Genomic DNA, 13,584 nt, shown 5'->3' on the forward strand with positions numbered 1-13,584 from the left:
CCGGTCAGCCCTTGTTGCTGGGCTCTTTCTGCTTCCGCTCCACCGGGCCCCGGCGCACCGATCCCGGAGCGTTCCATTCGGCACGCTTCCTGGCGCGCTTCTTCGCGACCTCGGACGACTCCAGCTGGTACGGCACGGACGTCACCATGACGCCAGGCGTGAACAGCAGCCGGCCCTTCAGCCGCAGGGCGCTCTGGTTGTGCAGCAGGTGCTCGTACCAGTGCCCGACGACGTACTCCGGGATGTAGACGCTGACCACGTCGCGCGGGCTCTCCCGGCGCAGGCCCTTCACGTAGTCGATGACCGGGCGGGTCACCTCGCGGTAGGGCGAGTCCAGGATCTTCAGCGGCACGTTGATACCGCGCCGCTCCCAGTCGTCCTTGAGCGTCTTCGTCTCGTCCGCGTCGACGCTGATGGTGAGCGCCTCCAGCCGGTCGGAGCGGATGAGCTTGGCGTACGCGAGGGCGCGCAGTGTGGGCCGGTGGAGCTTGGAGACCAGGACGATCGAGTGGACCCTGGACGGCCGGACGGTCTCGTCGGACGGGGTCTCGTCGGCGGCGATCTCCGCGGCGACACGGTCGTAGTGCCTGCGGATCGCGCTCATCGTCCCGTAGAAGATCACCATGCCGAGCAGCGCGACCCAGGCGCCGTGGGTGAACTTGGTGGCGAGGACGACCACCAGCACGAGGCCGGTGAAGAAGGCGCCGAAGGTGTTGATCGCGCGGGAGCGGATCATGTGGCGGCGCGTGGCCGGGTCCTTCTCCGTGCGCAGATGGCGGTTCCAGTGCCGCACCATGCCGATCTGGCTGAGCGTGAAGGAGACGAAGACGCCGACGATGTAGAGCTGGATCAGCTTGGTCGAGTCCGCTCCGTAGATCCAGACCAGCAGGATCGCCGCACCCGCCAGCAGCACGATGCCGTTGGAGAACGCGAGCCGGTCGCCGCGGGTGTGCAGCTGGCGCGGCAGGTAGCGGTCCTGGGCGAGGATCGAGCCGAGCAGCGGGAAGCCGTTGTACGCGGTGTTGGCCGCCAGGAAGAGCACGAGCGCGGTGGCCGTGGCGAGGACCACGAAGAGGAAGGTCCCGTCACCGAAGACCGCGGCCGCGACCTGCGAGATCACGGGGTCCTGGACGAAGCTCTCGCCGACCGCTGCGCCGTCGCGGATCAGGTCCTTCGCCGGGTTCTCGGCCATCTTCACATCGGTGGCCATGGCCAGCCCGATGATTCCGCAGAACATGGTGACGGCCAGCAGGCCCATCATCGCGAGGGTGGTCGCGGCGTTCTTGCTCTTCGGCTTGCGGAAGGCGGGCACACCGTTGCTGATCGCCTCGACGCCGGTGAGCGCGGCGCAGCCGGAGGAGAAGGCCCGCAGGAGCAGGAAGACCAGCGCGAAGCCGGCCAGTCCCTCGTGTTCGGCCTTGATCTCGAGGTCGGAGGTCGGGGCGTGCATGGAATCGCCGAGTACCAGTCCCCGGAACGCGCCCCAGGCGATCATCAGGAAGACGCCGACCACGAAGAGGTACGTGGGAATGGCGAAGAGCTTGCCGGATTCCTTGACGCCCCGCAGGTTCATCAGCGTCAGCAGCACGATCGCCCCGATGGCGACGGGCACCTTGTGCTCCACGACGAACGGGATCGCCGAGCCGAGGTTCTCCACACCGGAGGAGATCGACACGGCGACGGTCAGGACGTAGTCGACCAGCAGAGCGCTGGCGACCGTCAGTCCCGCCTTGGGGCCGAGGTTGGTGTTGGCGACCTCGTAGTCGCCGCCGCCGCTCGGGTACGCACGCACGTTCTGCCGGTACGAGGCGACGACCGTGAACATCAGCACCACGACGGCGAGCGCGATCCACGGGCTGAAGTGATAGGCCGACACACCCGCGATGGAGAGCACGAGGAGGACTTCTCCGGGTGCGTACGCCACCGAGGACAGCGGGTCGGATGCGAAGACGGGGAGCGCGATGCGTTTCGGGAGGAGCGTTTCTCCCAGATTGTCGCTACGCAGCGCCCTGCCGATCAGGATCCGTTTGGGGATGTCGGTCAGTTTGGACACGCAGAGGATCGTATGCGTTCCATATGGAAGCCGCGGAGCCACCACCCCATCAAAGCCGGGCAATCTCTACTATTTTCCGGCTCCGGGCACAGAACTTCGCTCAATCTTTAACGTCTTCCTTGCGCTCACCCTTCCGCGAAGAGCGCGCTGTATCCGTTGAGTGCGGGCTGACCGCCGAGGTGGGCGTAGAGAACGGTGGCGTCGCCTGCGATCTCGCCGCGCGCCACCAGGTCGGCCATGCCCGCCATCGACTTCCACTCGTACACCGGGTCGGTGACCATTCCCTCGGTACGCGCGGCCAGCCGCATCGCGTCGAGCGTGGCCTCGTCGGGAATGCCGTACGTACCTCCGTGGTAGCGCTCGTCGAGCTCGACGTCCGCCACGGTGAGCTCGCGCCGCCCACCGATCAGCGCGGCGGTGGCGCGGGCGATCCTGGCGATCTGCTCACGGGTCCTCGCCGGTTCCGCGGAGGCGTCGATGCCCAGCACGCGCCGGGGCCGGCCGCCCGCCTCCTCGATGGCGGCGAAGCCCGCGACCATGCCTGCCTGGGTGGAGCCGGTGACCGAGCAGACGACGACGGTGTCGAGGAAGACGCCGAGCGCCGCCTCCTGCTCGGCGACCTCGTACGCCCAGTTGGCGAAGCCGAGGCCGCCGAGCGGATGGTCGGAGGCGCCGGCCGGAATGGCGTACGGGCGTCCGCCCCCGTCCTCGACCTCACGCAGCGCCTGCTCCCAGCTCTCCTTGACACCGATCCCGAAGCCGGCGCGCACGAGGCGGACATCGGCACCGGCCAGCCGGCTGATGAGGATGTTGCCGATCTTGTCGTAGCCGGGGTCGGACCAGTCCACCCAGCTCTCCTGGATGAGCACGCACTTCAGACCCGCGCGGGCCGCGACCGCCGCCACCTGGCGGGTGTGGTTGGACTGGACGCCGCCGATGGACACGAGGGTGTCGCAGCCCTTGGCCAGCGCGTCGGCGACGAGGTATTCGAGCTTGCGGGTCTTGTTGCCGCCGTAGGCGATGCCGGAGTTGCAGTCCTCGCGCTTGGCCCAGAGCGCGGCGCCGCCCAGGTGCTCGGTGAGCCGGTCCAGACGGTGCACGGGCGAGGGTCCGAAGAGGAGGGGATAGCGCGCGTACGAGGAGAGGGCGGCCGGCAGGGTCGTCGTCACGGGGGCTCCTTGGATCTCGGGGTAACACTCGTGGGGTCGGACAGTCAGGGGGCAGGTGGCTCGTCGGCGAGCTGTTCCAGGGCCCGCCAGATCTCCGCGGTGATCCGGGAGGCCGCCTCCGCGTCTCCCCCGGCGCAGGCGTCGATGAGCCGGTCGTGCAGGGCGGCCGAGCCGTGCGCCGCGCTCGCCGTGCCGAACTGCCGCCATTCCAGGCGGCGGATCAGCGGGGTGTAGCGCTCGACCGTCGCGGCGACCGCGCGGTTGCCGCACGCGGTGACGAGCACCTCGTGCAGTTCGTCGTCGGCGCGCAGCGCTGCGGCGGTGTCACCGTCGGCCGCGGCCGCCCGGAACCGCTCGTTCGCCGCCCGCATCACCGCGATGTCCGCATCGTTCAGGTGCGGGACCGCGCTGCGGGCCGCGAGCTCCTGCATCGCGCGTACGACGGCGGCGGCGTCCCTGACGTCACGCGGGACGAGCCGGGTGACGCGGGTGTAGCTCTGCGGCTTGCTCTCGACGAGCCCTTCCCCCGCGAGGCGGGACAGTGCGTCGCGCACGGGCGCCCGGGAGAGCCCGAGCCGTTCGGCGAGGTCGGCGTCGCGGACGGCCGCACCGGGCGGGATGTCGCCGCGGACGATGGCGTCGCGAATCGCTTCGTACGCGGTGTCCCGCAGCAGGGTCCGTCGGACGGGCCGGAGAGTCTCCATGAACTGACATGTTAGATGTCTGTGCTCCGCTGCTCAAGAGTGCGGGCAGGGGGTGCGGACGCGGGGCACACTCGGATGAGGCGGCCACATCGAGGCGGCATAAGCTCAACCCCGGGCAACGCCGAAGGTGGTTGCCCCGTTGTTTGCCCGGCAAGCTGAGAAAGAAGTGTGACCAGGGTGTTTTCGCAGGTCAGCGGGATGACCAGGACGGCGAGGTAGGCGCAAGGTGCACATCGTCATCATGGGCTGCGGGCGAGTCGGAGCCGCTCTCGCGCAGACCCTGGAAAAGCAGGGACACACGGTCGCCGTGATCGACCAGGACCCCACCGCGTTCCGTCGCCTGGGTTCAGGCTTCGGCGGCCGTCGGGTCACCGGGGTCGGCTTCGACCAGGACACCCTCCGCGAGGCCGGGATCGAAGAGGCCGGCGCGTTCGCCGCGGTGAGCAGCGGCGACAACTCGAACATCATCGCGGCCCGCGTGGCCCGCGAGATGTTCTCCATCGAGAACGTCGCCGCCCGGATCTACGACCCGCGGCGTGCCGAGGTCTACCAGCGCCTCGGTATCCCCACGGTGGCCACCGTCCGCTGGACCGCGGACCAGATGCTGCGGCGGCTGCTGCCGTCCGGCGCCGAGCCGCTGTGGCGCGACCCGAGCGGCGGTGTGCAGCTCGCCGAGGTGCACACCACGCCCTCGTGGATCGGCCACAAGATCAGCACGCTCCAGGAGCAGACGGGAGTGCGCGTCGCGTTCCTCACCCGACTGGGTGAAGCGATCCTGCCGACGTCGCAGACGGTCCTGCAGGAGAGCGACCTCGTCCACGTGATGATGCGTACGGACGAGATCGCGAAGGTCGAGGCGGCCTTCGCCGAGGGCCCAGAGGAAGGCGGTCACTGATGCGCGTGTCGATTGCCGGGGCCGGCGCGGTGGGCCGCTCCATCGCGACCGAGCTGCTGGAGAACGGGCACGAGGTGCTGCTGATCGACAAGGCCCCGACCGCCATCTCGGTGGAGCGGGTCCCGATGGCCGAGTGGCTGCTCGCGGACGCCTGCGAGATCACCTCGCTGGACGAGGCCGCCCTCCAGCGGTGCAACGTCGTGATCGCCGCGACCGGTGACGACAAGGTCAACCTGGTCGTCTCGCTGCTCGCGAAGACCGAGTACGGCGTGCCGAGGGTCGTCGCCCGGGTGAACAACCCGAAGAACGAGTGGCTGTTCAACGAGTCCTGGGGCGTCGATGTCGCGGTCTCCACTCCGCGCCTGATGTCGGCCCTGGTCGAGGAGGCGGTGAGCGTCGGCGATCTGGTCCGGCTGCTGCGCTTCAGCCACGGCGACGCCAACCTCGTCGAGCTGACGCTGCCCCCGGAGTCGGCGCTCGCCGGCACCTCAGTCGGCGATGTGGCATGGCCCGAGGACACCTCACTGGTCACCATCATCCGCGGTACGCGCGTCCTGACGCCGAGCACCGAGGAGACGCTGGAAGCCGGTGACGAGCTGCTCTTCGTGGCGGCGCAGGCGCGCGAGGAACAGCTGGAGGATCTGCTGTCGGTGCGCCGCGAGCTCACCGAGGACTGAGTACGCGTACGAGAGGGGCCCCGAACCGTGTCATACGGATCGGGGCCCCTCTCGTACGCGACTGCGAGTCCGGCGTCAGACCTCGCGGCTGCCGGCTTCGGCCGCCCGTGCCTTGCGGTCCTGCTCGGCCTGTTCCTTCGCCTCCATCTCGGCGAAGACGTCGATCGGCGGCGGCGCCTTGGCGAGGAAGAGCCAGGTCAGATAGACGGCGAGCAGGAACGGCGGGATCTTCAGCGAGACCAGGACCCAGCCGAGCTGGGTGGTGTCGGCCCACCAGTAGAGCGGGAAGAGGATCGCGCACTTGGCGAGCAGGATCAGCCCCCAGGCCCAGCTGGCCTTGGCGTACGCGGCCTTGCGGCCGGGGTTCCTGGTGCGCCAGGAGAGGTTCTCCTTGAAGACCGGACCCAGGATCAGGCCGATCAGCGGCACACCCGCGATCGTCGTGACGATGTAGGCGAGCGCCAGTCCGAGCGTGTAGATCATGCCCGGGAGATAGAAGTCCTTGGCGTTGCCCGTCATCATCGCGAAGACCACACCGAAGGCCACGCCGAAGACGCCGCTGAAGGCGTGCTTGACGGTGTCCTTGCGGACCAGCCGGACACCGACCATGAGCAGCGACACGACCAGGGCCGCGATGGCCGCGGTGTGCAGGTCCTTGTTGATGGTGAACATCGTGACGAAGAGCAGCCCGGGAAGGACTGTCTCCACCATTCCGCGGACACCGCCGAACGCCTCGGAGAGCGCGGCCTCGGTGACCGCCTTCGCTGCGGCCTCCTCCTGGGCGGTGGGGTGGGACGTGTCCGTATCGGACGTCGGCTTGTCGAGAGACGTCACCGGCTACTCCTTGCCGAGCGGTCGGAGTTCGTATTTGGGGTTGAACAGCACTCGGCGTCCGTGACTCATGGAGATACGGCCCGAGGCGATGAGCTTACGGCCCGGCTCTATGCCGACGATGGAGCGACGGCCGAGCCAGACCACGTCGAGCGGCGCGGAACCGTCGAAGAGCTCCGCCTCCAGGGCGGGCACTCCGGCGCGCGGACGCAGGGTGACGGTCCGCAACGTACCAGTCACCTTCACGATCTGGCGGTCGGAGCACTCAGCGATGCGCGTGCACCCCGACGCCTGGGCGTCCTCCCGCAGCTCCTCGGACTCCAGGTCCTGCTGCGAGCTGGACAGCCGGTCGAGCATCCGGCGGAAGCGGCCGGACGGCTTATCCGCCTTACCGGCCTTCTCGGAACGGGGAACAGCACTCATACCCGAAGGGTACCGGTGTCCGGCGGTGTCGGCGGATGCCCGGGGGTGTCACCCGGACGGGTGAGCTCAGCCGCGCTCGAAGCGGTAGCCCATGCCCGGCTCGGTGACGAAGTGCCGCGGGTGCGAGGGGTCGGCCTCCAGCTTGCGGCGCAGCTGGGCCATGTAGACCCGCAGGTAGTTGGTCTCGGTGCCGTACGAGGGACCCCAGACCTCCTGGAGCAGCTGCTTCTGGCTGACGAGCCGGCCGCCGTTGCGGACGAGGACCTCCAGCAGATGCCACTCGGTGGGGGTGAGGCGTACGTCGCGGCCCCCGCGGTTGACCTTCTTGGCCGCCAGGTCGACGGTGAACCCCTCGGTCTCGACGACCACGACGCCGTCGGCGCCGTCCGCGCCGACCGGCTCGGCCCTGCGTACCGCCGCGCGCAGCCGGGCCAGCAGCTCGTCCATGCCGAAGGGCTTGGTGACGTAGTCGTCGGCGCCGGCGTCCAGAGCCTCGACCTTCTCGTCCGAGGTGTGGCGGGCGGAGAGCACCAGGATCGGCACCCGGGTCCAGCCGCGCAGCCCCCGGATCACCTCGACGCCGTCCATGTCGGGCAGCCCGAGGTCGAGGACGACGACGTCGGGGTGGCGTGCGGCGGCGAGCTGCAGCGCGGTCGCTCCGTCGGGCGCCGCGTCCACCTCGTACTTGCGCGCCTTCAGGTTGATCACGAGGGCGCGTACGATCTGCGGCTCGTCGTCGACCACAAGCACCCTGGTCATCGTGGACCTGCCTTTCTGCTGCACGGGAAATGATGTACGGAGTACGGAAGATTCACGAGGTGACCTGCGCGGGCAGGCCGGGGCTGACCGGAACGTATCCCGCCGCCGCCTTGAGCGTGAGGACCATGGTCATCCCGCCGCCGGGGGTGTCCTCCGCGTCGAGTGTGCCGCCCATGGCCTCCACGAAGCCCCGGGCGACCGCGAGGCCGAGGCCGACCCCGGCGCCGCGCGGGGCATCGCCGTAGCGCTGGAAGGGCTCGAAGATCCGTTCCTTGCCCTCGTCGGGGACGCCGGGGCCGCGGTCGGTGACGCGCAGCTCGACGCGTTCGCCCAGGGAGCTGGCCGCCACGACGACGCGTGTGCCGTCGGGGCTGTACTTCACGGCGTTCTCGACGATGTTGGCGACGGACCGCTCCAGCAGGCCGGGGTCGACGGCGACCATCGGAAGCGTCTCGGGGATGTCGAGGTCGACGCTGCCCTCGGGTACGCCGCCCAGTGCCATGGGGACGACCTCGTCGAGGTCGATCTCACGGATCAGCGGTGTGACGGTGCCGGTCTGGAGGCGGGACATGTCCAGCAGGTTGCCGACGAGGTGGTCGAGGCGGTCGGCACCGTTCTCGATGCCTTCGAGGAGCTCCGCCTCGTCCTCGTCGGACCAGGAGACGTCGTCGGAGCGCAGGGAGCTGACGGCGGCCTTGATGGCGGCCAGCGGGGTACGCAGATCGTGGCTGACGGCGGCGAGGAGCGCGGTCCTGATCCGGTTGCCCTCGGCGAGCCGCCGGGCCTCCTCGGCCTCCCCCACGAGGCGCTGGCGGTCCAGTACGACGGCGGCCTGGGCGGCGAAGGCGCCGAGCACCCGCCGGTCCTCGGCGGGCAGCACCCGGCCGGAGAGCGCCAGCGCCATGTGGTCGCCGACGGGCATGTCCACATCGGCGTCCTCGGGGCGGACGACCGGGGCCGGTCCCACGGACCCTGCGCAGGTCCACGGCTCGACGTCGCTCTGCCGCTCCAGGAGGGCGACGGACTCCATCGCGAACGTCTCGCGGACCCGCTCCAGCAGGGCGTCCAGCGTGGTCTCGCCGCGCAGGACGCTGCCGGCCAGGAAGGAGAGGATCTCGGACTCGGCGCGCAGCCTGGCGGCCTGGTGGGTGCGGCGGGCCGCCAGATCCACCACGGAGGCGACCGCGACCGCCACCGCGAAGAAGATCACGATGGCGACGAGGTTCTCCGGGTCCTGGACGGTCAGGGTGTGCGTGGGCGGGGTGAAGTAGTAGTTGAGCAGCAGGGAGCCGGCGGCGGCGGAGGCGAGGGCGGGGCGCAGTCCGCCGAGCAGGGCGGCGCCGACGGTCAGGAAGAGGAAGAGCAGGACGTCGTTGGCGAGACCGGGACCGTCCTCCAGGCTCCGCAGGAACAGCGAGAGGAGCACCGGTCCCCCGACGCCGACGGCCCAGCCCCAGAGGATCCGGGCCCGGCCGAGCCGGTTGCCGCGGGCCAGGGGCAGTCCCCGTCCCTTGGCGACCTCTTCGTGCGTGACGATGTGGACGTCGAGGTCGGGCCCGGAATCGCGGGCCACGGTGGCGCCGACGCCCGGGCCGTATATGTACTGCCATGCCTTGCGGCGGCTGGAGCCGAGGACGATCTGTGTGGCGTTGACCCCGCGGGCGAATTCGAGGAGCGCCGAGGGTATGTCGTCGCCGATGACGTGGTGGAAGGTGCCGCCCAGGTCCTCGACGAGGGTGCGCTGTACGGCGAGTTCCTTGGGCGAGGCGGCGGTGAGCCCGTCGCTCCGGGCGATGTACACGGCGAGGATCTCGCTGCCGGAGCCCTTGGCCGCCATCCGGGACGCGCGGCGTATCAGGGTGCGGCCCTCGGGGCCGCCGGTCAGCCCGACGACGATCCGTTCGCGGGCCTGCCAGGTGGTGCGGATGTTGTGCTCGCCGCGGTACTGCTGGAGGTATTCGTCGACCCGGTCGGCGACCCAGAGCAGGGCCAGCTCACGCAGTGCGGTGAGGTTGCCGGGGCGGAAGTAGTTGGACAGGGCCGCGTCGAGCTTGTCGGGCTTGTAGATGTTGCCGTGGGCCATGCGCCGGCGCAGGGCCTGGGGCGACATGTCGACCAGTTCTATCTGGTCGGCCCGGCGTACGACTTCGTCGGGGACGGTCTCGCGCTGCCGCACCCCGGTGATCGACTCGACGACGTCACCGAGCGACTCCAGGTGCTGGATGTTGACGGTGGAGACGACGTCGATACCGGCCGCGAGGAGTTCCTCGACGTCCTGCCAGCGCTTGGCGTTGCGGGAGCCGGGCACATTGGTGTGGGCCAGTTCGTCCACCAGGGCGACGGCGGGTGCCCGCTCGATGACGGCGTCGACGTCCATCTCGGTGAAGGCGGCCGAGCGGTACTCGATGTCACGGCGCCCGACCTGCTCCAGGCCGTGCAGCATCACCTCGGTGCGCGGCCGGTCGTGGTGCTCCACGAAGGCGACGACGCAGTCGGTGCCCCGCTCCACCCGACGGTGTGCCTCGGAGAGCATCGCGTACGTCTTGCCGACGCCCGGTGCCGCACCCAGGTAGATCCGAAGCTTGCCGCGTCCCATGGCCCCATTGTCTTCCAGAATCGGCTGCGGCCTGTGCGGCAGCCGATTCCGAAACTACTCCGAGGATTTTGGGCATATCGGGCGAGGGGTGGCTCCGGGGAGCGTATTGACGGGATTCTGATGCCCTGCGGGGGCCTCAGACCGCTGTCGCGTGCTCCACGATGTGGCCGTCGCTGAGCTCAAGGACCCGGTCGGCGAGGCCGAGCAGCTGGGCGTCGTGGGTGGCGACGAGAGCGGTGACGCCCTCGCTGCGCACCACCGCGCGCAGCAGCTCCATGACGGCGAGACCGGTCTCCGCGTCGAGCTGTCCGGTGGGCTCGTCGGCGATCAGCAGGGCGGGCCGGTTGGCCAGAGCGCGGGCGATGGCGACGCGCTGCTGCTGTCCGCCGGAGAGCTCGCCGGGGCGCTGCTGGGCGTGGTCGCCGAGCCCGACCAGCGAGAGCAGCAGTGCCACACGCTCCTCGCGCTCCTTCGGGTCGGCCTTGCGCAGCCGCATCGGTACGCCGACGTTCTCGGCGGCGGTGAGGATCGGGATCAGGCCGAACGACTGGAAGATGAAGCCGATCCGGTCGCGGCGCAGTTCCAGGAGGCCGCTCTCGCCGAGTCCGGAGAGGTCCGTGCCGTCGACGGTGATCCGGCCGCCGTCCGGCGAGTCCAGACCGCCGACCAGATTGAGCAGCGTCGTCTTGCCCGAGCCGGACCGCCCCTTGAGCGCGACGAGCTCACCGCGCGGGATCTCGAAGGACACACCGCGCAGCGCGTGGACGGCCGCGGCGCCGGTCCCGTACGAGCGGTGCAGGTCCTCGATCCGCACCATGGGCCCGCGGGCCGGGTCCTGGGCCACGGCCGTGCCGCCCTGCGCGCTGATGCTCTCGGTCATGTCTCTCCCCGTACGTACGCTTCCCCGCCGCGGCCAGTATGTGCATGAGGCATACGGCCGGGCAATGGCCGGATTACGGAACATCCGCCCGCCCTGGCGCACAGGGAACGGACGGGGGCACGGAAAAGCCGGTGGGCCGTACCCCTGGACATGCGGGTAGGGCCCACCGGCCGATGCTGCGGGGAGCGCGTCAGCGCACCTCGGTGATCTCGGGTCCGCGCTGGAGCTGACCCATTCCTCCGGAGAACTTCGAGCCCTCCTGCTCATCCTGCTGCACACCCTCCGGCACCATCTGGGCGTCGTTGGGGAGCTTCAGGACGATCGGGTCGCGCGGCGCCATCGGGCCCTCGCCACGGACGACCACGGTGTCCCGGAAGATCGTCTCCAGCAGCCCGGCGGCCTCCGGCTGCACGGCACCCTGGCCGGAGATGACTCCGCGCAGGAACCAGCGGGGCCCGTCGACACCGACGAAACGCACGAGCTGTACGCCGTTCGTCCCGTCCGGGAGCTGTACGGGGACCTGGGCGCGCAGCTCCCAGCCCAGCGGGCCCTCGACCTCGTCGATGATGCCGCCCTGCTGGGTGATGCCCGAGGCGATCTCCTCGCGGACCTCGCCCCAGATGCCCTGCTTCTTGGGGGCCGCGAAGGCCTGCAGCTGAACCGCGCTGTCGCGCAGGACGACGGTCGCGGCGACGATCGCGTCACCGGCGACCTCGACCCGCAGCTCCATGCCCTCGACTCCGGGCACGAAGATGCCGCCCAGGTCGACCCGGCCCTCGCCGGGCTGGGAGACCTCGTCGATGTCCCACGGTCCGTCCGGCCGGGGGGCCGGCGGAAGGTTCATCCGGCGCGAGCCGCCTGCGGCACCGTCGGTCTCATCGAGCTCGTCGGCGACCTGCTCGGCCTCGCGCGCTTCGTCCGCCGCGTCCTCGGCGGAACCACTCTTCTTGCGACGTCCGAACACGTCACTGTCCTTCCCGGTCGGATACGACCGAAGCGTAGCTGTTCCCACCCTGGGTGATCCCGCCCCTGACGCCGTCCACCGCGGCATGACCGCCGGTGGACCCGAAGCCACCTTCGGCCCGCGCCGAACCGGGAAGTTCCGCCACCTCGTGGAAGCGCACCTTCTCGACCTGCTGGACGACCAGCTGGGCAATCCGGTCGAAACGTTCGAACCGCACGGTCTCGCGCGGGTCGAGGTTGACCACGATCACCTTGATCTCCCCACGGTACCCGGCATCAACCGTCCCTGGGGCATTCACGAGGGCCACTCCGCAGCGGGCAGCGAGGCCGGAGCGCGGGTGCACGAATGCCGCGTACCCGTCGGGCAGCGCGATCGACACTCCGGTCGGCAGCACCGCCCGTTCCCCGGGCGCGAGTTCGGCGGCCTCGGTGGTCACCAGATCGGCCCCGGCGTCGCCCGGATGCCCGTACGAGGGGATCGGCACCTCGGGGTCGATCCGGCGGATCAGTACGTCGAGAGGAGGACGCATCAGGGGTTCACCTCGAAGGCACGGGCCCGCTTGACCTGGTCCGGGTCGGCCATGGCCGCCTGGATCTCGGCCGGGCGGCCGTTGGCGATGAAGTGGTCGACCTTGACCTCGATGAAGAGGGCGTCGGCGCGGACCGCGACGGGCCCGTCGGGGCCACCGATCCGGCCGGTCGCGGTCGAGTAGATCTTGCGGCCGTGGACGGCGGTGATCTCGGCGTCCAGGAAGAGGACGGTGTCCACGGGTACCGGCCGTACGAAGTCGGTCTCCAGCCGCCCGGTCACCGCGATCACCCGCAGCAGCCAGTTCAGCGAGCCGAGCGTCTCGTCCAGCGCGGTGGCCAGTACGCCGCCGTGCGCGAGACCCGGGGCACCCTGGTGGGCGGGCTGCACCGTGAACTCGGCGGTGACGCGCACACCTTCCCCGGCCCGGGCCTGGAGGTGCAGCCCGTGCGGCTGTCCCCCGCCGCAGCCGAAACAGTGTTCGTAGTGCGCGCCGAGGAGTTCTCCCGGCGCCGGGGCTTCGGGGTGCCGGACCGGCGCCACCGCGTCGGCCGGGGGCCGCAGGGCCTTAGATGTTCCACTCACAGGCGCAGACATTACCCGCGCGGCCGACCGCGGGTCGCGCCGTGCCAAGCTTGGATTCATGCAGCCTTCCGCAACGCCCTTCGACGAACGTCTCACCGCACCCCGTTCGTGGTGGGTCATCGCCTTCGGGGTCGGCATCGCCTGTGCCCTGATGCTCCTGCCGCTCGGCACCCTGCCCCTGCTCGGCGGTCTGGTCGGCGGTACGGCCGCGTCGGCGGTGCTCGTGAGTTCGTACGGCTCCGCGCGTGTCCGGGTGGTGGCGGGCGCCCTCGTCGCGGGCGACGCGCGGATTCCGCTGTCGGCGCTCGGCGAGGCCGAGGCGCTGGACGCGGAGGAGGCGCTCGCCTGGCGCTCGCACAAGGCGGACACGCGCGCGTTCATGCTGCTGCGCAGCTACATCCCGACGGCGGTGCGGGTGGAGGTCACGGACCCGGCCGACCCGACTCCGTACGTCTTCGTGTCGACCCGCGAGCCGCAGGCCCTGGTGGCGGCGCTCTCGGCGGTACGGGCGGCCTGACCC

At 70.3% G+C, this 13,584-nt stretch carries 14 protein-coding genes; 3 read left to right on the top strand and 11 right to left on the bottom strand.

Annotated elements, in window-relative coordinates; translation table 11 throughout:
* Positions 1-4: 4 nt before the first annotated feature.
* From ACWGO0_RS14105 to ACWGO0_RS14115, 3 genes are all read right to left on the bottom strand, one after another.
* The gene (locus ACWGO0_RS14105; RefSeq protein ID WP_453533117.1) at positions 5-2,053 is read right to left on the bottom strand and encodes an APC family permease; all 2,049 of its coding nucleotides are present in this window, start codon (positions 2,051-2,053) and stop codon (positions 5-7) included.
* A 125-nt stretch (positions 2,054-2,178) separates the two neighbouring features.
* Complete coding sequence (locus ACWGO0_RS14110; RefSeq protein ID WP_453533120.1) at positions 2,179-3,222, bottom strand: 1-aminocyclopropane-1-carboxylate deaminase; 1,044 nt, start codon at positions 3,220-3,222, stop codon at positions 2,179-2,181.
* A 44-nt stretch (positions 3,223-3,266) separates the two neighbouring features.
* The gene (locus ACWGO0_RS14115) at positions 3,267-3,926 is read right to left on the bottom strand and encodes a GntR family transcriptional regulator (RefSeq protein WP_453533122.1); all 660 of its coding nucleotides are present in this window, start codon (positions 3,924-3,926) and stop codon (positions 3,267-3,269) included.
* A gap of 226 nt (positions 3,927-4,152) precedes the next feature.
* On the opposite strand from ACWGO0_RS14115, the gene ACWGO0_RS14120 reads away from it, so the two are divergent.
* Both ACWGO0_RS14120 and ACWGO0_RS14125 read left to right on the top strand, forming a co-directional pair.
* A complete protein-coding gene (locus ACWGO0_RS14120) occupies positions 4,153-4,821 on the top strand; it encodes a potassium channel family protein (RefSeq protein WP_453533125.1) in 669 nt (222 codons plus the stop codon).
* The gene (locus ACWGO0_RS14125; protein WP_453533128.1) at positions 4,821-5,498 is read left to right on the top strand and encodes a potassium channel family protein; all 678 of its coding nucleotides are present in this window, start codon (positions 4,821-4,823) and stop codon (positions 5,496-5,498) included. Before ACWGO0_RS14120 ends, ACWGO0_RS14125 begins: the two co-directional genes overlap by 1 nt.
* Before the next feature lie 75 nt (positions 5,499-5,573).
* Here ACWGO0_RS14125 and ACWGO0_RS14130 read toward each other — a convergent pair whose 3' ends face one another.
* The 8 genes from ACWGO0_RS14130 to ACWGO0_RS14165 all read right to left on the bottom strand — a co-directional run bounded on the left by ACWGO0_RS14130 (position 5,574) and on the right by ACWGO0_RS14165 (position 13,064).
* Positions 5,574-6,332 carry a DUF3159 domain-containing protein gene (locus ACWGO0_RS14130; RefSeq protein ID WP_453533131.1) on the bottom strand — a complete coding sequence of 253 codons (759 nt, stop codon included), beginning with the start codon at positions 6,330-6,332 and terminating at the stop codon, positions 5,574-5,576.
* 3 nt (positions 6,333-6,335) lie between these two features.
* A complete protein-coding gene (locus ACWGO0_RS14135; RefSeq protein WP_453533134.1) occupies positions 6,336-6,752 on the bottom strand; it encodes an OB-fold nucleic acid binding domain-containing protein in 417 nt (138 codons plus the stop codon).
* 66 nt (positions 6,753-6,818) lie between these two features.
* Complete coding sequence (locus ACWGO0_RS14140) at positions 6,819-7,511, bottom strand: response regulator (RefSeq protein WP_453533137.1); 693 nt, start codon at positions 7,509-7,511, stop codon at positions 6,819-6,821.
* A 52-nt stretch (positions 7,512-7,563) separates the two neighbouring features.
* Positions 7,564-10,107, bottom strand: a complete 2,544-nt coding sequence (locus tag ACWGO0_RS14145) for a DUF4118 domain-containing protein (protein ID WP_453533140.1) — start codon at positions 10,105-10,107, stop codon at positions 7,564-7,566.
* 136 nt (positions 10,108-10,243) lie between these two features.
* Entirely contained in the window at positions 10,244-10,987 is a 744-nt protein-coding gene (locus ACWGO0_RS14150; RefSeq protein WP_453533143.1) for an ABC transporter ATP-binding protein, read from the bottom strand.
* A 190-nt stretch (positions 10,988-11,177) separates the two neighbouring features.
* Complete coding sequence (locus ACWGO0_RS14155; RefSeq protein WP_453533146.1) at positions 11,178-11,951, bottom strand: DUF3710 domain-containing protein; 774 nt, start codon at positions 11,949-11,951, stop codon at positions 11,178-11,180.
* A gap of 1 nt (position 11,952) precedes the next feature.
* On the bottom strand, positions 11,953-12,480 hold the full coding sequence (dut, locus tag ACWGO0_RS14160; protein WP_453533148.1) for a dUTP diphosphatase: 528 nt from the start codon (positions 12,478-12,480) through the stop codon (positions 11,953-11,955).
* Positions 12,480-13,064, bottom strand: a complete 585-nt coding sequence (locus ACWGO0_RS14165; RefSeq protein ID WP_453533151.1) for a PaaI family thioesterase — start codon at positions 13,062-13,064, stop codon at positions 12,480-12,482. The genes dut and ACWGO0_RS14165 overlap by 1 nt, the downstream gene beginning before the upstream one ends.
* 58 nt (positions 13,065-13,122) lie before the next feature.
* Between ACWGO0_RS14165 and ACWGO0_RS14170 the strand changes: the two genes are divergently transcribed.
* Entirely contained in the window at positions 13,123-13,581 is a 459-nt protein-coding gene (locus ACWGO0_RS14170) for a DUF3093 domain-containing protein (protein WP_453533154.1), read from the top strand.
* Positions 13,582-13,584: the final 3 nt, after the last annotated feature.

Source organism: Streptomyces sp. NPDC055749, assembly GCF_053617235.1.

What these genes read in the sequence shown, in the direction of transcription:
- ACWGO0_RS14150 (WP_453533143.1), bottom strand. Translation starts at nt 10,987, where the DNA reads ATGACCGAGAGCATCAGCGCGCAGGGCGGCACGGCCGTGGCCCAGGAC.
- ACWGO0_RS14125 (WP_453533128.1), top strand. Translation starts at nt 4,821, where the DNA reads ATGCGCGTGTCGATTGCCGGGGCCGGCGCGGTGGGCCGCTCCATCGCG.
- ACWGO0_RS14170 (WP_453533154.1), top strand. Translation starts at nt 13,123, where the DNA reads ATGCAGCCTTCCGCAACGCCCTTCGACGAACGTCTCACCGCACCCCGT.
- ACWGO0_RS14135 (WP_453533134.1), bottom strand. Translation starts at nt 6,752, where the DNA reads ATGAGTGCTGTTCCCCGTTCCGAGAAGGCCGGTAAGGCGGATAAGCCG.
- ACWGO0_RS14140 (WP_453533137.1), bottom strand. Translation starts at nt 7,511, where the DNA reads ATGACCAGGGTGCTTGTGGTCGACGACGAGCCGCAGATCGTACGCGCC.
- ACWGO0_RS14115 (WP_453533122.1), bottom strand. Translation starts at nt 3,926, where the DNA reads ATGGAGACTCTCCGGCCCGTCCGACGGACCCTGCTGCGGGACACCGCG.
- dut (WP_453533148.1), bottom strand. Translation starts at nt 12,480, where the DNA reads ATGCGTCCTCCTCTCGACGTACTGATCCGCCGGATCGACCCCGAGGTG.
- ACWGO0_RS14145 (WP_453533140.1), bottom strand. Translation starts at nt 10,107, where the DNA reads ATGGGACGCGGCAAGCTTCGGATCTACCTGGGTGCGGCACCGGGCGTC.